Annotated in this window: 22 protein-coding genes; 17 read left to right on the forward strand and 5 right to left on the reverse strand. The window is 70.8% G+C overall.

The genetic code is table 11. The features are described from left to right. Nucleotides 1-176 precede the first annotated feature (176 nt). The 6 genes from VF612_RS14650 to VF612_RS14675 all read left to right on the forward strand — a co-directional run bounded on the left by VF612_RS14650 (nt 177) and on the right by VF612_RS14675 (nt 5,303). The gene (locus VF612_RS14650; RefSeq protein WP_408660589.1) at nt 177-1,373 is read left to right on the forward strand and encodes a PrsW family intramembrane metalloprotease; all 1,197 of its coding nucleotides are present in this window, start codon (nt 177-179) and stop codon (nt 1,371-1,373) included. A 40-nt stretch (nt 1,374-1,413) separates the two neighbouring features. Beyond that, nucleotides 1,414-1,992 carry an RNA 2',3'-cyclic phosphodiesterase gene (gene thpR / locus VF612_RS14655; protein ID WP_408660590.1) on the forward strand — a complete coding sequence of 193 codons (579 nt, stop codon included), beginning with the start codon at nt 1,414-1,416 and terminating at the stop codon, nt 1,990-1,992. Between the two features lie 39 nt (nt 1,993-2,031). Beyond that, nucleotides 2,032-2,481 (forward strand): hypothetical protein, encoded by a 450-nt coding sequence (locus VF612_RS14660; RefSeq protein WP_408660591.1) that lies wholly within the window; start codon nt 2,032-2,034, stop codon nt 2,479-2,481. A 155-nt stretch (nt 2,482-2,636) separates the two neighbouring features. After that, nucleotides 2,637-3,581 carry an ABC transporter ATP-binding protein gene (locus tag VF612_RS14665; protein WP_408660592.1) on the forward strand — a complete coding sequence of 315 codons (945 nt, stop codon included), beginning with the start codon at nt 2,637-2,639 and terminating at the stop codon, nt 3,579-3,581. Then, the gene (locus VF612_RS14670; RefSeq protein ID WP_408660593.1) at nt 3,571-4,455 is read left to right on the forward strand and encodes an ABC transporter permease; all 885 of its coding nucleotides are present in this window, start codon (nt 3,571-3,573) and stop codon (nt 4,453-4,455) included. The genes VF612_RS14665 and VF612_RS14670 overlap by 11 nt, the downstream gene beginning before the upstream one ends. Further along, nucleotides 4,452-5,303 carry an ABC transporter permease gene (locus tag VF612_RS14675; RefSeq protein ID WP_408660594.1) on the forward strand — a complete coding sequence of 284 codons (852 nt, stop codon included), beginning with the start codon at nt 4,452-4,454 and terminating at the stop codon, nt 5,301-5,303. The genes VF612_RS14670 and VF612_RS14675 overlap by 4 nt, the downstream gene beginning before the upstream one ends. Nucleotides 5,304-5,310: 7 nt before the next feature. Here VF612_RS14675 and VF612_RS14680 read toward each other — a convergent pair whose 3' ends face one another. From VF612_RS14680 to fbaA, 3 genes are all read right to left on the reverse strand, one after another. Beyond that, complete coding sequence (locus tag VF612_RS14680; RefSeq protein ID WP_408660595.1) at nt 5,311-5,958, reverse strand: class I SAM-dependent methyltransferase; 648 nt, start codon at nt 5,956-5,958, stop codon at nt 5,311-5,313. Beyond that, nucleotides 5,955-6,347: a DUF3151 domain-containing protein gene (locus VF612_RS14685; protein ID WP_408660596.1), complete on the reverse strand. Its 393-nt coding sequence runs from the start codon at nt 6,345-6,347 to the stop codon at nt 5,955-5,957. Before VF612_RS14685 ends, VF612_RS14680 begins: the two co-directional genes overlap by 4 nt. Nucleotides 6,348-6,440: 93 nt before the next feature. Then, nucleotides 6,441-7,478 (reverse strand): class II fructose-bisphosphate aldolase, encoded by a 1,038-nt coding sequence (gene fbaA / locus VF612_RS14690; RefSeq protein ID WP_408660597.1) that lies wholly within the window; start codon nt 7,476-7,478, stop codon nt 6,441-6,443. Nucleotides 7,479-7,594: 116 nt separating this feature from the next. On the opposite strand from fbaA, the gene VF612_RS14695 reads away from it, so the two are divergent. From VF612_RS14695 to VF612_RS14725, 7 genes are all read left to right on the forward strand, one after another. Continuing rightward, nucleotides 7,595-8,599, forward strand: a complete 1,005-nt coding sequence (locus VF612_RS14695) for an NAD-dependent epimerase/dehydratase family protein (protein ID WP_408660598.1) — start codon at nt 7,595-7,597, stop codon at nt 8,597-8,599. A gap of 99 nt (nt 8,600-8,698) precedes the next feature. Further along, entirely contained in the window at nt 8,699-9,400 is a 702-nt protein-coding gene (locus VF612_RS14700; protein WP_408660599.1) for a DedA family protein, read from the forward strand. A 56-nt stretch (nt 9,401-9,456) separates the two neighbouring features. Continuing rightward, entirely contained in the window at nt 9,457-10,218 is a 762-nt protein-coding gene (locus VF612_RS14705; RefSeq protein WP_408660600.1) for an amino acid ABC transporter ATP-binding protein, read from the forward strand. 49 nt (nt 10,219-10,267) lie between these two features. Beyond that, the gene (locus VF612_RS14710) at nt 10,268-11,155 is read left to right on the forward strand and encodes a glutamate ABC transporter substrate-binding protein (RefSeq protein WP_408660601.1); all 888 of its coding nucleotides are present in this window, start codon (nt 10,268-10,270) and stop codon (nt 11,153-11,155) included. Between the two features lie 34 nt (nt 11,156-11,189). Continuing rightward, on the forward strand, nt 11,190-11,837 hold the full coding sequence (locus VF612_RS14715) for an amino acid ABC transporter permease (protein WP_408660602.1): 648 nt from the start codon (nt 11,190-11,192) through the stop codon (nt 11,835-11,837). Then, complete coding sequence (locus VF612_RS14720) at nt 11,834-12,691, forward strand: amino acid ABC transporter permease (RefSeq protein WP_408660603.1); 858 nt, start codon at nt 11,834-11,836, stop codon at nt 12,689-12,691. Before VF612_RS14715 ends, VF612_RS14720 begins: the two co-directional genes overlap by 4 nt. A gap of 20 nt (nt 12,692-12,711) precedes the next feature. Continuing rightward, on the forward strand, nt 12,712-13,581 hold the full coding sequence (locus tag VF612_RS14725; RefSeq protein WP_408660604.1) for an oxygenase MpaB family protein: 870 nt from the start codon (nt 12,712-12,714) through the stop codon (nt 13,579-13,581). Between the two features lie 91 nt (nt 13,582-13,672). On the opposite strand, the gene VF612_RS14730 is transcribed toward VF612_RS14725, so the two are convergent. Further along, on the reverse strand, nt 13,673-13,972 hold the full coding sequence (locus tag VF612_RS14730; RefSeq protein WP_408660605.1) for a hypothetical protein: 300 nt from the start codon (nt 13,970-13,972) through the stop codon (nt 13,673-13,675). 240 nt (nt 13,973-14,212) lie between these two features. Between VF612_RS14730 and VF612_RS14735 the strand changes: the two genes are divergently transcribed. From VF612_RS14735 to VF612_RS14745, 3 genes are all read left to right on the forward strand, one after another. Further along, nucleotides 14,213-15,949, forward strand: a complete 1,737-nt coding sequence (locus VF612_RS14735; protein WP_408660606.1) for a ribonuclease J — start codon at nt 14,213-14,215, stop codon at nt 15,947-15,949. A gap of 49 nt (nt 15,950-15,998) precedes the next feature. Beyond that, nucleotides 15,999-16,829: a type I methionyl aminopeptidase gene (gene map, locus VF612_RS14740; RefSeq protein ID WP_408660607.1), complete on the forward strand. Its 831-nt coding sequence runs from the start codon at nt 15,999-16,001 to the stop codon at nt 16,827-16,829. A 148-nt stretch (nt 16,830-16,977) separates the two neighbouring features. Further along, entirely contained in the window at nt 16,978-18,150 is a 1,173-nt protein-coding gene (locus tag VF612_RS14745) for an HBL/NHE enterotoxin family protein (protein WP_408660608.1), read from the forward strand. A 63-nt stretch (nt 18,151-18,213) separates the two neighbouring features. On the opposite strand, the gene VF612_RS14750 is transcribed toward VF612_RS14745, so the two are convergent. After that, entirely contained in the window at nt 18,214-20,001 is a 1,788-nt protein-coding gene (locus tag VF612_RS14750) for a gamma-glutamyltransferase family protein (protein ID WP_408660611.1), read from the reverse strand. Nucleotides 20,002-20,087: 86 nt separating this feature from the next. Between VF612_RS14750 and VF612_RS14755 the strand changes: the two genes are divergently transcribed. Next, the coding region (locus tag VF612_RS14755; RefSeq protein ID WP_408660609.1) for an FAD-dependent oxidoreductase at nt 20,088-20,617 on the forward strand (530 nt) is incomplete at its 3' end.

A 20,617-nucleotide genomic window follows, 5' to 3' on the forward strand; every position in this document is an offset into this window, starting at 1 on the left:
CCGGCCGATCGGCGCGTAGCAGGTAGCCCGACCAGGCTCGGATGAGGTACTAGGCCTATCCACAGAAGCCAGTGATGTCGCAGCGGACGGGCCGGCTGGCAATAGAGTCGCAGCATGAGTGACGATCGTCAGCGAGCGAGGACCGGAGCGAATGGATGCGATGAGCTGGTGACCACATGAGCGTGGAACCGACCCCGACCCCCGCCGCGGCCGGCCCCCAGCAGTTCCAGCCGTCGGTGCGCCGGCAGGCCCGGGCCACCGGCGCTCCGATCGCCGTCCTGATCCTGCTGGCCGTGCTCGCGGCCGGGGTGCTGCTGATCGAAGGAGTGCAGGATCCCGTCGGGCTGATCGTCGCCGTGCCGTTGACGGCGATCGCGATGGCCTTGGTGCTGGCCTGTTACTTCTGGCTCGACCGGTGGGAGCCCGAGCCCAGCCGGCTGCTGCTGTTCGCCTTCCTGTGGGGCGCGAGCGTGGCGATCGTGGTCAGCCTGGTGCTGGAGCTGGCCAGCAGCGAGGTGCTCGGCCGCGGCGTGGTGCTGGTCCTGGTGGGCCCGGCCATCGAGGAGGCGGCCAAGGGCGCGTTCCTGCTGGTGATGCTCACCGGCGCCCGGCGCCGCGAGTTCGACGGGGTGGTGGACGGCCTGGTGTACGCCGGTTTCGCCGCGGTCGGCTTCGCCTTCGTCGAGGACATCGGCTACGTCGCGCAGAGCTTCAGCCAGGGCACCGAGGCCACGGTCGCCACCGTCATCCTGCGGCTGGTGCTGGCTCCGTTCGCGCACCCGCTGTTCACCTCGATGATCGGGTTCGGGGTCGGCCTGATGGTGAGCCGTCCCCAGCAGCGGGCCCGCTGGCTATACCCGCTGGTCGGCTACCTGGCGGCGGTAACCCTGCACGCGCTGTGGAACGGCTCGCTGACCTTCGGCTTCGCCGGGTACCTGGTGGTCTACGTCGTGATCATGATCCCGGCGTTCCTGGCCGCGCTGCTGATCGCCCGGCACCACCGCCGGCGCGAGCGGGACGTCGTCCGGCGGCAGCTGCCCGAGCTGGTCTACTACCGGCTGATCACCCCGGCCGAGGCCGGCTGGCTGGAGAGCATCGCCGCCCGGCGAGCCTGGCTGCGGTCGGTGACCGCGCGTTCCGGCAAGGCTGGGGCGCTGGCGCTGCGTGACTTCCAGGCCGCCGCTACCGAGCTGGCCTTCCTGCGCGACCGGGTCCAGCGCGGCGTCGGGCCGGCGGACGCCTACGACCTGCACGCCGAGCTGGTGCACTCGCTGCAGGTCAACCGGATGCGGGCGGCCCAGCCGCTGGCCGAGAACGCCCGGTCCGCGCAGCCGGTCCGGCCGGTCCGCCCGCCGTCGCTGTCCGGCCGGTGACCGCGAGCCCTTCGAGCCACCCAGACCTGCGGAGAGTCCGATGAGCCTGCGGATGTTCGTGGCGGTGATGCCGCCGCTGGAGGTGGTAGAGGACCTCGCCGAGTTCGTCGAGCCCCGGCGGGAGCGCGACAGCCCGCTGCGGTGGTCGTCGCAGGAGCAGTGGCACCTGACGCTGGCGTTCCTGCCCGCGGTCGCCGACCGGGACCTCGACGAGCTGGTCGAGCGGCTGGCCGAGGTCGCCGGGCGCCGGAACGAGTTCGAGCTGCGGTTGCAGGGGGCCGGCAGCTTTCCCAACCCGGCACAGGGCAAGGTGCTGTGGATGGGAGTGGCCGGTGACACCGCACCGCTGGAGCGGCTGTCGGCCAGCAGCCGGTCGGCGGCCGTGCGGGCCGGCGTCGAGGTGGACGGCTCGAAGTTCCGGCCGCACCTGACGCTGGCCCGGGCCAGCCGCCCGATGGAGCTGACCCGGTGGCTGCGGGTCTTCGAGCTCTACAGCGGGCCGAGCTGGCAGGTCGACGAGATCGCGCTGATCCAGTCCCAGCCGGGCCACGGCGGCTCCCGCTACACGGTGCACGAGGTGTTTCCGCTCGGTGTCGGGCCGCGGGAGCAGGCGGGCTAGCGTGGCGGCCGTGACCACCCCACCCCGGACGCCCGCCCCATGAGCCGGCTGGACGAGATCGCCGAGCGGGACGGCTGGCGATGCTGGCTGTGCGACGAGCCGGTCGATCCGGCGATGTCGGTGAACGACGCCCGTGGGCCCAGCGTGGACAGCCTGAGCACCGCGAAGACCCGCGGCAAGGCCGGCGCCGGCGAGCGGCTGGCGCACCGTGGCTGCAACACCCGGAAGGGCGCGGTGAAGCCGGTCGTCCCGTGGCCGCCGCAGCTGTTCGTGTCCGACCCGGCGCCCTTGATCGGGGTGGCCGAACGGCTGGAGCGCAAGGGCGGCCGCGAAGTGGTGGCCCGCTGCCCCAGCCGGTCGGACGCCGACCAGACCGCCGGCTGGCTCGTCGACCGGTTCTCCCGGCTGGCGCCGGACCTGCCGGTCACCGCGACCGTCGAGCCCGGTGGTGGGCAGTTCCTGGTCGCGCTGGTGTCCGGCCGGCGCTGAGCAGTACGGGCGCTGAGCAGTACGGGCGCTGAGCAGTGCGGGCGCTGAGCAGCGCTGACGCCAGAGCGGCGCTGACCAGCGCGCCGTCGGCCTGGCCATGGCCGGCCCGCGCTGATCCGGCTCTTCGCATCAGCGGTGGCTTGTAGGCTCGCGCGGTGACCAGCGCCGAACGCACCGCCGAACCACTCATCGAGGCGGTGGGGCTGAGCAAGCGGTTCGGCAGCTTCGAGGCCGTCAAGGCGGTGGACTTCTCGGTCGCCCGGGGCGAATCGTTCGGATTTCTCGGCCCGAACGGCGCCGGCAAGTCCTCCACCATGCGGATGGTCGGCGCGGTCTCCCCGGCCAGCAGTGGCCGGCTGCGGGTGCTGGGACTGGACCCGACGGTCGCCGGCCCGGCGATCCGGTCGCGGCTCGGAGTGGTCCCCCAACAGGACAATCTCGACCTGGAGCTGACGGTCTGGGAGAACCTCTACATCTACGGCAGGTACTTCGGCATCCCCAAGCGGGCGCTGCGGCCCAAGATCGAGGAGCTGCTGGACTTCGCCCAGCTGTCGGACCGGGCCCGCGACAAGGTCGAGCCGCTGTCGGGCGGCATGAAGCGCCGGCTGACGATCGCGCGGTCGCTGATCAACGACCCCGAGATCCTGCTGCTGGACGAGCCCACCACCGGCCTGGACCCGCAGGCCCGGCACGTGCTGTGGGACCGGCTCTACCGGCTCAAGCACCAGGGCGTCACGCTGGTGCTGACCACCCACTTCATGGACGAGGCCGAGCAGCTGTGTGACCGGCTGGTGGTGATGGACAACGGCCGGATCGTCGCCGAGGGCTCACCGGCCCGGCTGATCACCGAGCACGTCAGCCGCGAGGTCGCCGAGCTGCGCTTCGGCATCGACCAGAACGAGGTCCGGGCGGCCGAGGTCGCCGACCTCGCCGAGCGGGTCGAGGTGCTGGCGGACCGGTTGCTCCTCTACGTCAGCGACGGCGAAGCCGTCCTGCGGGCGGTGCACGAGCGCGGCCTGCAGCCGGTGTCGAGCTTGGTCCGTCGCGCCAGCCTGGAAGACGTGTTCCTGCGGCTGACGGGACGAAGCCTTGTCGACTGAGACCCCCACGATCACCCCGCCGCCGCTGGCCGGCCGGCACACCCCCACCCGGCACCTGGTGCGCGCGCGCGGTGGGGGTGTGCCGTCGCTGTTCGGATACCTGCTGGCCTCCACCCGGCCCTACTTGAAGATCGCGGCGCTGTCCCAGCTCGGGTCGCCGGTGCTGTACCTGCTCTCGCTGGGCATCGGCCTGGGCAGCATCGTCAATGGGCGCGCCGGCGGCCAGAGCCTGGGCACCTCCTATCTCAGCTTCATCGCCCCGGCGCTGATCGCCGCCACCGCGCTGCAGGTGGCGGTGGCCCAGTCGATGTACCCGATCCTGTTCGGTGGCTTCAAGTTCCAGCGGATCTACTTCGCGATGAACGCCACGCCGCTGACGCCCCGGCAGATCGCCGGCGGCGTGCTCGCCTGGATCGCGGCCCGGTCGGCGATCACGGCCACCCTGTACCTGGCGGTGGTGGCCTGCTTCGGCGGCGTCCGCAGCATCAGCACGCTGCTGTGCGTCCCGATCGCCACCCTGGGCGCGATGGCCCTGGCGGCTCCGATCGCTGTCTACTCGGCCACCGTCGACACCGAACGCGGCGGCTTCGCGGCGATCTCGCGGTTCCTGGTCATGCCGATGTTCCTGTTCTCGGGCACCTTCTATCCGGTCAGCATGCTGCCGGAGTGGGCGCGCGTGCTGGCCTGGCTCTCGCCGCTCTGGCACGCCACCGAGCTCGCCAGATGGGCCTCGCTCGCGCCACTGCACCTCAGCTCCGGGGTCGGCCAGGTCGGCGCTGCCGCCCTGCTCGGGCACCTGGCGTTCCTCACCGTGCTGACGATCGCCGGGGTGCTGCTGACCGGCTGGCGGTTCCGGGTGAGGTTGAGCCGATGAGCCGGTTGGACACGGCCGACCCGTTACCGGCCGCCTACCCGCCGCGGCGCGGCCTGCTGCTGCGGATACTGCCCCCGAGCATCTACGCGGGCCGGGCCACGGTGCTGATGGAACGCTCGGCGCGGGTGCACCGCCGGTCCTGGTTGATCATCGTCTCCGGCTTCTTCGAGCCGCTGTTCTACCTGCTCTCCTTCGGCGCCGGCCTGGGCGCCCTGGTCGGCGGGGTGACCGGCCCGCACGGCCAGCCGCTGAGCTACGCCCAGTACATCGCCCCGGCCCTGCTGGCCACGTCGGCGATGAACGGGGCGCTGAACGACTCGATGATGAGCGTGTTCTTCAAGCTCAAGTACGCCAAGCTCTACGACGGGATGCTGTCCACCTCGCTGGCCCCGATGGATGTCGCGCTCGGCGAGATGGGCTGGGCGCTGACCCGCGGCGGCATGTACTCGGTCGCGTTCGTGGTGGTGATGCTGGCGATGGGGCTGATCCTGTCGCCGTGGGCGCTGCTGCTGGTGCCCGCGGCGCTGCTGATCGGGTTCGGCTTCTCCGCGCTCGGCATGGCGGTGACGACCTACGTGCGCGACTGGCAGGACATCGAGGTGATCAACCTGCTCATCCTGCCGATGTTCCTGTTCTCCGGGACCTTCTACGGCCTCGACGTCTACCCGGCGTGGTTGCGGCTGGTGGTGCAGTGCCTGCCGCTGCACCACGGGGTGGCCGTGATGCGGGCCCTCACCTACGGCCACATCGACGCGGGGCTGCTCCTGCACCTGGGCTACTTCGTGGCGATGATCATGCTCGGCTTGTGGCTGACCACCCGGCGGCTCGGCACGCTGCTGATGAAGTGACGCGGGGCTAGGCCCGGCGGCGGCCGCGGAACACGGTGTCGCGGATGGTGACGCCGCGGCCCTCGTGATCGGTGACGGTGCGCTCCGGGGCGGCATTGGTCACGATCTCCCAGAGCGCCGGGTCCAGCGCAGCCGCGATCTCATCGCCGGTGAAGAACAGCTCGGGCTGCTTGGGCCGGCGGATCGTGGTGTGCAGGTCCGAGGGATGGTGAGCGGCGATCAGCAGCGTGCCACCCGGCCGGACCGCGGCCGCAAGCCGCTCGATCAGCGGTTCGCGCTGCCCGGGCGGCAGATGCAGGTACTGGGACGAGACCAGGTCGAACCGGTCGCGGCCAGGGTCCCAGCCGGTGAGGTCGGCCTGCTGCCAGTCGATGCGCCCGGCGACCTCAGCCCCTGCGGCCGCCGCATTGGCCGCCGCCCGCTCCACCGCGACGCTCGAGTGGTCCACCGCGGTGACCTGCCAGCCCCGCCCGGCCAGCCAGATGGCGTCCGCGCCCTCGCCGCAGCCGGCGTCCAGCGCCGTGCCCGGACTGAGCTCGGACGCCTCGCTGACCAGGTACCGGTTCGGCTCATGGCTCCACAGCCGGTCCTGCGAGCGGTAGCGCTCGTCCCAGTACGCCTGGTCGTGCCTGACCGGCGCCTCCGGCTCGCTCACCCGAGCGCCGCCGCGGCGGCCGGGTCGCAGTCGGCGAGGAACGCCGCGCAGCGGCTGGCCTCGTCGGTCTCGTCGATGGCGGCCGCCGCGACGGCCAGGGCATGCAGCGCGCGAAGGAACCCCTGGTTGGGCTCGTGCGACCACGGCACCGGACCGGTCCCGCGCCAGCCGGCCTTGCGCAGGGCGTCCAGCCCGCGGTGATAGCCGGTGCGGGCGTAGGCGTACCCCTCGATCCAGAAGCCGCGGCCGAGCGCCTCCTCGGCCAGCGCCGCCCAGGCGGCCGAGGACGTCGGGTGCTCGGTGGCGACCTGGACCGGATCGGCTCCGGCGGCCAGCTTGGCGGTGGCCGGATCGACGGGCAGCAGGGTTCGCGGTGCTAGGAGGTCCATGGCGCCATTGTGCCGTGCCCGGCCAGGGAGCCGGCGCTCGGCAAGAAGGCTGCTGCGCCGACCACCGCGGGGGGTCGGCTCAGGAGCGAGAGGTCAGGAGCCGGAGACCGAGGTCCCGGCCGAGAGCAGGTCCTCACATGCCCGCACCACCCGGGCGGCCATTCCCGCCTCGGCGGCCTTGAGGTAGGACCGCGGGTCGTAGGCCTTCTTGTTGCCCACCTCGCCGTCGATCTTGAGCACCCCGTCGTAGTTGGTGAACATGTGGCCGACGATGGGCCGGGTGAAGGCGTACTGGGTGTCGGTGTCGACGTTCATCTTGACCACGCCGTAGGAGACCGCCTCGCGGATCTCCTCCAGCGTCGAGCCGGAACCGCCGTGGAAGACCAGGTCGAACGGCTTGGAGCCCTCCGGCAGGTCGAGCTTGCGGCAGGCGACCTGCTGGCCGCCCTTGAGCACGACCGGGCGCAGCTTCACGTTGCCCGGCTTGTAGACGCCGTGCACGTTGCCGAACGTCGCCGCGAGCAGGTACCGGCCGTTCTCCCCGGCGCCCAGCGCCTCCAGGGTGGCGGCATAGTCCTCGTCGCTGGTGTAGAGCTTGTCGTTGATCTCGTTGGCGACGCCGTCCTCCTCGCCGCCGACCACGCCGATCTCGACCTCGAGCACGATCCGGGACTCGTGGGTGAGCTTCAGCAGCTCCGCGGCGATCTGCAGGTTCTCCTCCAACGGCACCGCCGAGCCGTCCCACATGTGCGACTGGAACAGCGGATTGCGGCCCGCTCGCACCCGCTCGGCAGAGATGGCCAGCAGCGGCCGGACGTAGCCGTCCAGTTTGTCCTTGGGGCAGTGGTCGGTGTGCAGCGCGACGTGGATCGGGTACTTGGCCGCCACCACGTGGGCGAACTCGGCCAGCGCCACCGCCCCGGTCACCATGTCTTTGACCCCGGTGCCCGAGCCGAACTCCGCCCCGCCGGTGGAGATCTGGATGATGCCGTCGCTGCCCGCATCGGCGAAGCCCTTGAGGGCCGCGTTGATCGTCTCCGACGAGGTGCAGTTGATCGCCGGGTACGCGAAGCCGTCCGACTTGGCGCGATCGAGCATCTCGTTGTAGATCTCAGGGGTTGCGATGGGCATCGGTATCTCCGTCGGTTCTCGCAGTTTCTCGCAGTGCCGGATGAGGGGAAGTATTCCACCTGCGCTGGTGGCGAACATCCATTGCCTGCCCGGGCTGCCTCTGATCGGGTGGCCCGATGGAGATCCTGGTGCTGGGCGGAACGGTATTCCTTTCCCGCGCGGTCGCCGAACTCGGCGTCGCCCGCGGCCACAACGTGACGACCTTCAATCGCGGCCAGACCGGCCCGCCGGTGGCCGGGGCACGGGCCGTCACCGGTGACCGGACCGATCCGGAGGACCTGCGGAAGCTGGCCGGCGCCGCCTTCGACCTGGTGTTCGACACCGGCTACCTGCCCGAGGTGGTCAAGGCCAGCGCCGAGCTGCTCGAGCCGACCGCCGGCCACTACGCCTTCACCTCCTCGATCAACGCCTACGCCGGCTGGCCGGATTCGCCCGACTACCACCAGCAGGGCACGCATGACGGCGACCCGGACGCTCCCGGCGAGCAGGTGCCCGAGGGCATCGACGAGGGCGCGGCGTACGGCTGGCGCAAGGTCGGCGCCGAGCGCGCGGTGCTGCGCGCGTTCGGCGAGCACCGCTGCTCGATCCTGCGGGCCGGCCTGATCGTCGGGCCGAACGACCGGATCGGCCGGCTGCCCTGGTGGCTGGACCGGGTGGCGCGAGGCGGCCGGACCCTGGCGCCCGGCAAGCCCGAGGACGAGCTGCGGATGATCGACGCCCGCGACATCGCCGAGTTCGCGCTGCTGCGGCCGGCGGGCGCCTTCGAGGTGACCGGGCCCGCCCATCAGATCAACCGCGGCCAGTTGCTGGACGAGGCCCGCGAGGTCACCGGCTCGGACGCGCAGTTCGTCTGGGTGAGCGATGACTACCTGGTCGGGGCCGGGGTCGAGGGCTGGACGGAGCTGCCGTTGTGGATCCCGGCCGCCGAGGCTCCCGGGCTGTGGGCCCACGACACGGCTCCGGCCGAGGCGGCGGGGTTGGCGTGCCGGCCGGTCCGGCAGACCCTGGTGGACACCTGGGAGTGGATGCGCTCCGTCGAGGGGGGCTGGCAGCCCTCGCAGCGCACGCCCGGCCTGGACCCGGAGCGCGAGCGGGAGCTGCTGGCCGGCTGGACCGGCTGAACGGCCCGCTTCGAGTCCGCTGTATGTCAGCTGTGCAACCCCGGACCGGCTGTCGAGGCTGGCCGGAAGCGGGCTCGGACGTCCGTAAGCTTTCCAGGTATGACGACGCATGACCTGGCGAACCAGATCCTTGCCAACCCGATCTCGCCGAAGCACCTGCTCGGCAGTTACGGCCTGATCGGGATGGCCCTCATCCTGTTCGCCGAGTGCGGCCTGCTGGTCGGCTTCTTCCTGCCCGGTGACACGTTGCTGTTCTCGGCCGGCCTGCTGATCGCCATCAACGACCCGTCGATCAACTTCCCCAGCCTGCCGGTGGTGCTGATAGTGCTGCCGATCGCGGCGGTGGCCGGCAACCTGGTCGGCTACTGGATCGGTTGGAAAGCCGGCCCCAAGGTGTTCGACCGGCCGCAGTCGCGGTTGTTCAAACCCGAGTACGTCACCCGCTCGCAGGCCTTCTTCGACCGGTTCGGCCGCTCGACGATCATCCTGGCCCGGTTCGTGCCGGTGGTGCGGACGGTGGCCACCGTGATGGCCGGCGTCGGCAAGATGCGGTTCTCGGTGTACGCGCTGTACTCGGTGATCGGCGGGGTGCTCTGGACCGACGGCATCGTGCTGCTCGGCCGGGCGCTGGGCCACATAGACTTCGTGCAGGACACCGTGGCACCGAAGATCGACCTGATCCTGGTCTCGGTGGTGGTGCTCTCGCTGCTGCCGACCGCGGTGCACTGGTGGCGCAGCCGGCCCAGCAAGACCGCCCAGCTGGGCGGGCAACGGTCGGGTCACGATCAGCCCTCCGTATAGCGCCGGGGCTGCCGGGCGCGCTAGGGGCGACGATAGGCTCCCCCCGTGATCACCAGATGACCGCCGCCCGCGACTCCTCGACCGATCCGCTGGTCGTGCTGTCGGGCGTCAACAAGCACTTCGGCGCCCTGCACGTGCTCAAGGACGTCGACCTCAGCATCGACCGGGGCGAGGTCGTGGTCGTGATCGGGCCGTCCGGCTCCGGCAAGTCGACGCTGTGCCGGACCATCAACCGGCTGGAGACGATCGATTCGGGCACCATCACCATCGACGGCAAGCCGCTGCCTGCCGAGGGCAAGGAGCTGGCCCAGCTGCGGGCGAAGGTCGGCATGGTGTTCCAGTCGTTCAACCTGTTCGCCCACAAGACCGTGCTCGAGAACGTCATGCTCGGGCCGGTCAAGGTCAAGGGCATCAAGCGGGCGGCGGCCCAAACCCGCGGCCGCGAGCTGCTGGAGCGGGTCGGGATCGCCAGCCAGGCCGAGAAGTACCCGGCACAGCTGTCCGGCGGCCAGCAGCAGCGGGTCGCCATCGCCCGGGCCCTGGCGATGGACCCGATGGTGATGCTGTTCGACGAGCCGACCTCGGCGCTGGACCCCGAGATGATCAACGAGGTGCTCGACGTCATGACCGCGCTGGCCGAGAGCGGCATGACCATGGTGGTCGTCACCCACGAGATGGGCTTCGCCCGGCGGGCGGCGCACCGCGTCGTCTTCATGGACGAGGGCCGCATCATCGAGCAGGCTAACCCCGAGAAGTTCTTCACCACCCCGGAATCCGCGCGAACCCAGGACTTCCTGTCCAAGATCCTCACTCATTGACCGCCTCAGCCGGCCGCCCCGTGCCGGCGAACAGAGAAGGACCCCCGCCATGCGTTCCCTACGCTTGATCTCCATAGTCCCGGCCGCCGCGCTGGTGCTGTCCCTGGCCGCGTGCGGCGACAGCAACGAGGACAAGAACGTCACGACCCCGGTCGCCAAGCCGAGCTTCGAGCCCGGCACCCGGATGGCCGACATCCTCGCGTCCGGCAAGATGACCATCGGCACCAAGTTCGACCAGCCGCTGTTCGGGCTCAAGGGCCTGTCCGGCAAGCCCGAGGGCTTCGACGTCGAGATCGCCAAGCTGATCGCCGCCAAGCTCGGCATCGCCGAGGACAAGATCACCTGGGTCGAGTCGGTGTCGGCCAACCGCGAGCCCTTCCTGCAGCAGAGGAAGGTCGACATGGTGGTGGCCACCTACACCATCAATGACAAGCGGGACAAGGTGGTCGACTTCGCCGGTCCGTACTTCGTCGCCGGCCAGGACATCCTGGTCGCCAAGGGCAACCCCAAGAACATCACCGGCCCGGAGTCCCTCAAGGGCAAGAAGACCTGCACCGTCAGCGGCGCCACCCCGGCGGCCACCATGCAGGACAAGTACGGCCTGACCACCAATGAGCTGGTCCTGGTCGATGCCTACTCCAAGTGCCGCGACGCGCTGGCCAACGGCCAGGTCGACGCCCTCACCACCGACAACGTGATCCTGTCCGGCTACGTGAGCGAGGCCCCGGACAAGTTCGAGCTCCTCGGCAAGCCGTTCTCGCAGGAGCCGTACGGCATCGGCATCCCGGAGGGCCAGGAGCCGTTCTGCGACTTCATCAACAAGACGCTGAAGGACGCGGTCGCCGACGGCACCTACGAGAAGGCGTTCAGGGGGACCGCCGGCAAGGTCATCCAGACCACGCCGACGCTGCCCGAGCCGCGCGGCTGCGACAAGTAGCCGTCCGCCGGTCCGGTAGGGCTCGAACGCCGCGATGAACGAGGTTCTCGACAACCTCGACATCTTCGTCAAGGGCTTTCGCACGACGGTATCGCTGACACTGCTCGCGGCGATCGGGGCGCTGCTGCTGGGCACCCTGATCGCCGCGATGCGGGTCTCGCCGGTCCCGCCGCTGCGCTGGGCCGGCGCCGCCTACGTCCGGCTGGTACGCAACACGCCGCTGACGGTGGTGTTCTTCCTGGTGGTCTTCGGGCTGCCCGAGATCGACGTCAAGCTGCCGTTCTTCCGCTTCGCGGTGCTGGCGCTGAGCCTCTACACCGCCGCGTTCGTCGCCGAGGCGGTGCGCTCAGGGATCAACTCGGTGGCGGCTGGCCAGGCCGAGGCGTCCCGGTCGATCGGGATGACCTTCGGCCAGACGCTGCGGCTGGTCGTCCTCCCGCAGGCCTTCGCCAACATCATCCCGCCGCTGGCGAGCGTCTTCATCGCGTTGCTCAAGAACACCTCGATCGCCTCGGCGTTCTTCGTCTTCGAGGGGGTGCAGGCGATGAACCAGATGATCAACTCCTACGGCAACGCGGTGCTGTGGATCATCGCCGCCGCGGCGCTGGGCTACCTGGTGCTGGCGCTGGTGAGCGCCTTCCTGTTCAACCTGCTCGAGCGCGCCGTGTCGGCCGGCCGATGACCGCCCCGGTGCTCTACGACGTCCAGGGCCCGCGGGGCCGGCGGCGGGTGCTGATCAGCAGCATCGTCGGCGGCCTGGCGCTGCTCGGCCTGCTGGCGCTGGCCGCCCGGCGGCTGGCCGCGAACGGGCAGTTCGACTACGACAAGTACAAGCCGTTCTTCACCGAGCCGCAGCTGTACCGGCGCCTGCAGGACGGCCTGGAGAACACCCTGCACGCGGCGGTGTACGCCATGGTGCTGGCCGCCGTGCTGGGCGTGCTGCTGGCGTTCGGCCGGCTGTCGCGGCAGCCGCTGATCCGGGTGCCGGTGGTCGCCGTGATCGAGTTCTTCCGCGGCGTCCCGCTGCTGCTGCTGATCTTCGCGCTGTTCCTGGCCTTCCCGCTCGTGGTGCACCGACCCCTGCCTGCGCTCTGGGCGCTGGTGCTGGCCCTGACGCTCTACAACGGCGCGGTGATCGCCGAGATCGTCCGCGCCGGGGTGCAGTCGATCCCCAAGGGGCAGACCGAGGCCGCCTACGCCATCGGGCTCAGCCGGGGCCAGACGCTGCGGATGGTGCTGCTGCCGCAGGCCGTCCGGGTGATGCTGCCGGCGCTGATCAGCCAGCTGGTGGTGCTGCTCAAGGACACCTCGCTCGGCTTCGTGATCGGGTTCTCCGAGCTGCTGCGCACCGGCGGGCAGCTGGTGCAGGTGCTGCGCAACCCGCTGCAGCTCTACCTGGCCGTGGCGTTGATCTACATCGTGATCAACTCCCTGCTGTCGGGGCTGGCCGGTTACCTCGAGGGACGCCAGCGCCACACCAGCGGCCAGACGCCGGTGGCGCCGACCCAGGTCGAGGCCGGGATGGGCACGCTGTAGCGCGACGTACAGTCGATGGGGTGATTCCTCCTGTGCTCTCCACCGTCCGCGAGCGGCTGGGTGCGGCGTTGTTCGAGCAGGTGGCCGGCAGCAAGGGGCCCGACCGGCGCCAGCAGATCGCCCTGTCCTCCGGACCCCGCTGGTTCGATGCGAGCCGGCCGATCTGGCAGGTGCACAACGACGCGGCGATGTTCGTCGGCGGCCTGCGCGCGCTGCTGCTGCAGTCGCTGCACCCGCTGGCGATGGCCGGGGTGGCCGGGCACTCGGGCTACCGCGGCGATCCGTGGGGACGACTGCACCGCACCAGCCACTTCCTGGCGGTGACCACCTTCGGCACCGAGGCCGACGCCCTGGCGATGATCGCCCGGATCCGGGCCATCCACGAGCGGGTCCGGGGCATCGCGCCGGACGGCCGGCCCTACGCCGCGTCCGACCCGCACCTGCTGCGGTGGGTGCACCTGGCCGAGGTGGACAGCTTCCTGTACGCCTACCAGCGCTACGGCGCCGGATCGCTGGACCAGGCCGGCCGGGACGGCTACGTCGCCGACGCCGCCCGGGTGGCCGCCGCGCTCGGGGTGCTGGACCCGCCCACCACCGAGGCGCAGGTCCGGGCCGAGCTGCACGGCTACCGGCCGGAGCTCAAGGGCACCCGGGAGGCCCGGGAGGCGGCCAGGTTCATGCTGCTCAAGCCGCCGCTGCCGCTGCCGGTCCGGGCTCCGTACGGGATCCTGGCCGCCGCCGCGGTGGCCAGCCTGCCGGTCTGGGCCCGCTGGCCGCTGCGGCTGCCCTACCTGCCGCTGGCCGAGGCGACGGTGGTGCGGCTGGCCGGGGACGGGCTGGTCCGGGGCATCCGGTGGGTGCTGACCCCGACCACCCAGGCCGCGGCCTGAGCCGCTGGCCCTGGCCACCTATCATCGTTGGCCCCAGAGCAGGGCGACACGCCGGTGACGGCTCTGCCCGGCGGCCAACGAAACCTGGCGGCTACTTGGCAGGCACCTTGCCGGCCTGCTCGCAGGCCTTGCGCGACACCGGGTCATCGGGTTGCACGTGCACCCCGAAGAAGGTCGCCTCGCACCGCTTGCCGGCATCGGCGACGGCGCTGGATACCCGGTCACGCTGCTGATAGATCACCACCGCAAGCACCACTGCCACCAGCAGCACGATCACCCTGGTGATCATCTTGGTGACCAGCCTGGCCAGCAGCAGCCCGAGCAGGACGATCACCACGATGGCGCCCAGGCCGACGTTCCGCACCTGGCTGCTGTCGAGTGCGTGGATCACCGTTGAATGCCCTGGTGAGCTCATTCCCCTCACCAGCTCTTCGCGCGAGCGCTCATCGCAGCTATCGTTCCGGTCCATCCTCGCAGCGCTTGCGCTGGACTGATCGGCTCCTCGCTCATGGGCGCTCACGGTAGTCCAGCCGATGGATAAACTCGCGGCAGACACCCGCGTCGCCCACGACGGGCGCGGCGCAGCGATCCCGGCCACCACGGCCACCCAACACGCAGGAGGCTATTCCAGGTGAGCACGCCAGAACGAGCGCTCGGAAACCCTCCGAAGCTCCAGGACGGCGTCCTGCGGGTCGTCGCGCTCGGCGGTATCAGCGAGGTCGGCCGGAACATGACGATGTTCGAGAGCCGGTCACCCGCCGTACCCGGCGCCAGCCCAACAGCCCCCAGCAAGGGCGGCTCCCGGCTGCTGGTCGTGGATTGCGGGATGCTGCTCGGCAAGACCAACGCTCCCGGGGTGGACCTCGGACTGCCGGACTGGTCGGCCTACGCCGACCGGCTCGACGACATCGACGCCATCGTGCTCACCCACGGCCACGAGGACCACATCGGCGCGCTGCCGTACCTGCTGCGCTCGCGTCCGGACATCCCGCTGATCGGCTCCCGGCTGACGCTGGCCCTGGTCTCGGCCAAGCTGGAGCAGCACCGGCTGCGTCCGGACCTGCGGATCGTCCGCGAGGGTGACCGGCTGACGGTCGGCGAGTGGGACCTGCAGTTCTACGCGGTCAACCACTCGATCCCGGACGCCCTCGCGGTGGCGCTGCGGACCTCCGCGGGCACGGTGCTGCACACCGGGGACTTCAAGATGGACCAGACCCCGCTGGACGGCCGGATCACCGACCTGCCCGGCTTCTCCCGGCTCGGCGACGAGGGGGTGGACCTGCTGCTGTCGGACTCCACCAACGCCGAGGTGCCCGGATTCATCCCGAGCGAGCGGGAGGTCGGCAAGGTCGTCGCCGACGTGATCACCAGGGCGACCGGGCGGATCATCGTGGCCTGCTTCGCCAGCCACGTCCACCGGGTGCAGCAGGTGCTCGACGCCGCCGTCGAATCCGGCCGGCATGCCGCGCTGGTCGGGCGCTCGATGGTGCGCAACATGCAGATCGCCCGGGACCTGGGGCTGCTCACGGTGCCCGAAGGCGTGCTGGTCGAGCTCAAGGACGCCGAGCAGCTGCCGTCCAACCGGGTGATGCTGATCTGCACCGGGTCCCAGGGCGAGCCGCTGTCAGCGCTGAGCCGGATGGCCAACCGCGAGCACCCGGTGATCCGGATCGTTCCCGACGACACGATCCTGCTGGCGTCCTCGCTGATCCCGGGCAACGAGAACTCGGTCTTCACCGTCATCAACGGGCTGTCCCGGCTCGGCGCGACGGTGGTGCACAAGTCGACGGCGCTGGTGCACGTCTCGGGCCACGCCCCGGCCGGTGAGCTGCGCTACCTGCTCAATGCGGTGCGGCCGAAGAACCTGATGCCGGTGCACGGCGAGTGGCGCCACCTGCGGGCGCACGCCGCGATCGCCGAATCCACCGGCATGCGCCCGGAGCACATCATGCTGGCCGAGAACGGGGTGGTGGTGGACCTGCGCGGCGGCGACGCCGAGATCGTCGGCCAGATCGAGATCGGCAACGTCTACGTCGACGGCCTGCAGGTCGGCGACATCGGCGACGCGGTCATCCGGCAGCGCCAGATCCTGGGCGACGAGGGCTTCGTCTCGATCCTGGTCGCGGTGGACCTGCGGGCCGGCAAGGTGGTCTACGGGCCGGAGGTGACCGCCAAGGGCTTCACCGACGACCCGGAGGCCCTCGACCCCATCCGGCTGGAGCTGATCAAGACCGTGGAGAAGGCGGTGGCCGACGGGGTCCGCGACGCCGACGCCCTGGAGCACATCCTGCGCCGGACCGTCGGCCGGTGGGTGGACAAGACCTTCCGCCGCCGTCCGATGCTGATGCCGATGGTCATCGAGGTCTGAGGTGCTGAACCGTTCACGGCCACCGGTGCGCCCGGGGCGGATCTCGCCGATGCGCAGCGCGCCGGCCGTCGTCCCGCCGGAGTACGTCGACAACGCCGGCCGGCCCACCGGAGCGCCCTGGGACCGCGACGACCCGCCGGTGAAGGACGCCGAGACGATCGAGCGGATGCGGGTGGCCGGCCGGATCGCGGCGCTGGCCCGCGACGAGGTGGGCCGGCACGTGGCGCCGGGCATCACCACCGACGAGCTGGACCGGATCGGGCACGAGTTCCTGCTCGACCACGGGGCGTTTCCGTCCACGCTGGGCTACAAGGGCTTTCCGAAGTCGCTGTGCTCCTCGGTGAACGAGGTGGTCTGCCACGGCATCCCCGACGACGTGCCGCTGGTCGAGGGCGACGTGGTGAAGATCGACATCACCGCCTACGTCGACGGCGTGCACGGCGACACCTGCGCCACCTTCTTCGCCGGCGAGCCGTCCGAGGACGTGAAGCTGCTGTCCGAGCGGACCCGCGAGGCGATGATGCGGGGCATCAAGGCAGCCCGGCCGGGCCGCCCGGTCAGCGTGATCGGCCGGGTGATCGAGTCCTACGCCAAGCGGTTCGACTATGGGGTGATCCGCGACTTCACCGGCCACGGCGTGGGGTACTCCTTCCACACCAAGCCCACCATCTGGCCCTACGACGAGCCGCGCGCGACCACCATCATCGAGGCCGGCATGACGTTCACCATCGAGCCGATGCTCACCCTCGGCGGGTTCGCCTGGGAGATGTGGGACGACGGCTGGACGGTCGTCACCCGGGACCGGTCCTGGGTGGCGCAGTGGGAGCACACCCTGCACATCACCGAGGACGGCGCGGAGATCCTGACCCAGGCCGGCTGAGCCGCTGGCAAGTCCGTCCGGCTCTTCAAGCGGTCGTCCTTATTACCCCAAACGCTACTTACGCCTGTTAATTTCCTGTTAAGGTCAGCTGGCCCGCGCCAGCACCCCCGCTGCGCGGCGACCCCTCAGGCATCAGCAGGAGATCCCCATGAAGCTCAGCGCCATCGTCGCCGCAACCCCGACGACCGAACAACTGCTCGAGTACCAGAACGCCTGCGCGACCGTGAACTCCTACGCCTACGCGATCGCCAACACCGCCCTGCCGGTGCTGAACCAGCCGCCAGCCGACTACGGCACCTTCTCCACGCTGTTCGCGCCGGCCAAGGCGCACTGCGTCGAGTGGACCTCCAGCATCTTCCCGACCATGCTGTCGTTCCCCGCCATCCTGGTGAGCCAGGCCTCCGACCTGTTCAACATGGAGGAAAGCATGGCCGACGCCTACCTCGACGTGCTGATCGCGGATCCCACCAATCAGGACGCGAAGGCCGGCTTGGAGAAGGCTCTGCTCACCATGCAGTCCATCGCCCAGACCCAGATCGACACCGCCGAGGGACTGCTCACCTCGATGAACACGTTCGCCACGGACATCACCGCCGACTCTGCCGCACTCAACACGATTGCGACCGAATCGCTGGCCGACGCCGCCACCGACGAGGCCGACATCCAGGCCCTCGAAGCGCAGATCGTCACCCTGAAGAACGAGATCAAGAAGCTCAACAAGTCGCTCACCGCCGCGGAGATCGGCATCAGCGTCTCGCTCTACGTCGGTCTGATCGGCGCCGTCTGCTGCGTCATCCCCGGCGCCGAACTCGCCGGCGCCGGCCTGATCGTGATCGGAGTGGCGGGGGAGGCCGCCTCCATCACCGAGACCGTCTTGCTCACCCAAAGCATCCAGGCGGCGAACGCGTCCATCCAGGCCGACCAGCAGCAGATCGAGGCCTACAACCAGGACGTCGTGGAACTCCAGTCGACGAACCTGCAGTTCCAGTGGCTGGACGAGGCGAACGCCGCGACGCAGATCGCGATCCAGCAGGTCATCGCGATGTGGCGTGATCTCGACGCCGAGCTCACTGCGGTGATGCAGGAGCTAGCCAACTCCGACTACGACGCCACCAAGGAGCAGTACCAGGCGGCCCAGGACGACCTGAACGCCGCTGCTGCCGCGTGGCAGGAAGTGGTCGAGTTCGCCACCGCGCTGGCTGGCGTCAGCTACAACTGGCAGGACGCGGACGGCAACTGGCACAGCTACACCAGCCAGCCCCCCGGTAACAGCAACGCGACCGTGGCCATGTTGCCCAGCGTCGTCCCAGCCGCGGCATGAGCCCGGGCGGCGCCGGGGCGACGTGAGACTGGCCGTTCTGCTGACCTGCTCGGCTGGTCCCCGTCAGCGGCCGATCGCGTAGCCCTGCGCGCCCCGGGGGTTGGCCGCCGCCCTGAGCACCCGGCCCTCCCGGGCCACCGCGCTGAGCCGGCCGAGCGTCCACGGGCCCGACAGCGTCAGCCGGTGGCCACGTTCGCGCAGCTCGGCCAGCACCCCGGCCGGCAGCCGGTCCTCGACCACCAGCTCACCCGGATGGGCATCGCGCGGGTAGAACGAGGACGGGAAGTGGTTGGTGTGGAACATCGGGGCGTCGATCACCGCTTGCAGGTCCGCTCCGTCGCCGGCGCGGACCAGGGCGGTGAAGAACGCCAGCTGCCACTGGTCCTGCTGGTCACCACCGGGCGTGCCGAAGGCCAGCCACGGCTCGCCGTCGCGCAGCGCCAGCGACGGCGACAGGGTCGTCCGCGGCCTGACGCCCGGCCGCAGCGAGTTCGGCAGGTCCGGCTCCAGGTAGAACATCTGGGCCCGGGTGCCCAGCGGGAAACCCAGCGCCGCGATCACCGGCGAGCTCTGCAGCCAGCCGCCGCTGGGGGTTGCCGAGACCAGGTTGCCCCACCGGTCGGCGACGTCCAGGTGGCAGGTGTCGCCCCGGTTCTCGCCGAGCGGCCCGGGCTGGGGGTCGCTGCTGGCCATGGTCGGCTCGCCGATCCCGGGCGACGGGCTGCCGGCCTCGGGCAAGGCAGCCAGCCGCGGTGGCCGGCCATCCGGTGAGCCCGGGCGCAGGTCCAGGGAAGCCTGCTCGCCGACCTGGGCGGCCCGGACGGTGGCGTACTCGGGCGAGAGCAGGGCAGCCAGCGGGAGATCGCTGGCCACCGGGTCGCCGTACCAGGCCTCCCGGTCGGCGTAGCCCAGCTTGGCGGCCTCGGTGATCAGGTGGATCCACCGTCCGGACAGCGGATCCTCGCCCTGCAGGCCGAGCTCGTCCAGCATCCGCAGCTGCTGCCCCACCACCGGTCCCTGACCCCACGGGCCGGTCTTGAGCACCTGGTAGCGCCCGGCGTACGGCGTGCTGACCGGCTCCTCGACGGTGGGTTGCCAGCGGGCCAGGTCCTCGGCGGTGAGCAGGCCGGCATGGTCGCGGCCGGAGGTGTCGCGCCAGGCCTGCCGGCAGAACGACTCGATCTCCTCGGCGACGAACCCGCGGTACCAGGCATCGCGAGCGGCCGCGATCCGCTGCTCGCGGGTGCTGCCGGAGGCGTGCTGGAGGATGCGCCGGTAGGTGGCGGCGATGGCCGGGCTGCGCCACCAGCTGCCCGGCGCGGGTGGGGCGCCGCCGTCCAGCCAGGCGGCGGCCGAGGGCTGCCAGTGCTCGGTGAACAGCGCGCCGACCGCGCCGATCGTCCGGCTGATCGACGGCAGCACCGGAAAGCCGTCCTCGGCGTAGTGCAGCGCGAACGCCAGCACGTCGGCCAGCTCCCAGGTCCCCCAGCGCTCCAGCATCGCCGTCCAGGCGCCGAACGCCCCCGGGACGGTCGCAGCCAGCGGGCCGCTGCCCGGCACCAGGGTCAGTCCCAGGTCGCTGAAGTACCGCAGCGAGGCCGCAGCGGGCGAGGGCCCCTGGCCGCAGACCACGTGCGCGCGACCGTCGGCGGCGCTCCACAGGACGACCGGCAGGTCGCCACCCGGGCCGTTGAGGTGCGGCTCGACGATCTGCAGGACGAAGCCGCCGGCGACCGCGGCGTCGAAGGCGTTGCCGCCGCGCTCGAGCACGCTCATGCCGGCGGCCGAGGCCAGCCAATGGGTGCTGGCGATCATGCCGAAACTGCCGCGCAGCTCGGGGCGGGTGGTCATCACCGCACCAGTCCTATCACGTGCCGGTCGGCGCCGGCGATCAGCTGACCAGGGGGAAACGCAACCGCTGCCGATAGCCTGTCCCGATGACCGACGCGGACGTGATTGTCATCGGAGCCGGCCTCGCGGGACTGGTGGCCACCGCGGAACTCGCCGACGCCGGGCGGCGGGTCATCCTGCTCGACCAGGAGCCCGAGCAGTCCCTGGGCGGGCAGGCGTTCTGGTCCTTCGGCGGGCTGTTCCTGGTGAACTCCCCGGAGCAGCGCCGGCTTCGGATCCGCGACTCGCACGAGCTGGCCATGCAGGACTGGCTGGGCACCGCCGGCTTCGACCGGCCCGAGGACCACTGGCCGCGCCGCTGGGCGCAGGCCTACGTCGACTTCGCCGCCGGCGAGAAGCGGTCATGGCTGCACGATCAGGGAGTGCGGTTCTTCCCGGTGGTCGGCTGGGCCGAGCGCGGGGGTTATCTGGCCACCGGGCACGGCAACTCGGTGCCCCGGTTCCACGTCACCTGGGGCACCGGGCCGGGGGTGCTGGAGCCGTTTCTCCGGCGGGTCCGGCAGGCCGAGGCCGACGGCCTGGTGACGATCAGGTTCCGGCACCGGGTGGACGGGCT

Source organism: Jatrophihabitans sp. (assembly GCF_036388195.1).
In the GTDB taxonomy this organism is placed as follows: domain Bacteria; phylum Actinomycetota; class Actinomycetes; order Mycobacteriales; family Jatrophihabitantaceae; genus Jatrophihabitans_A.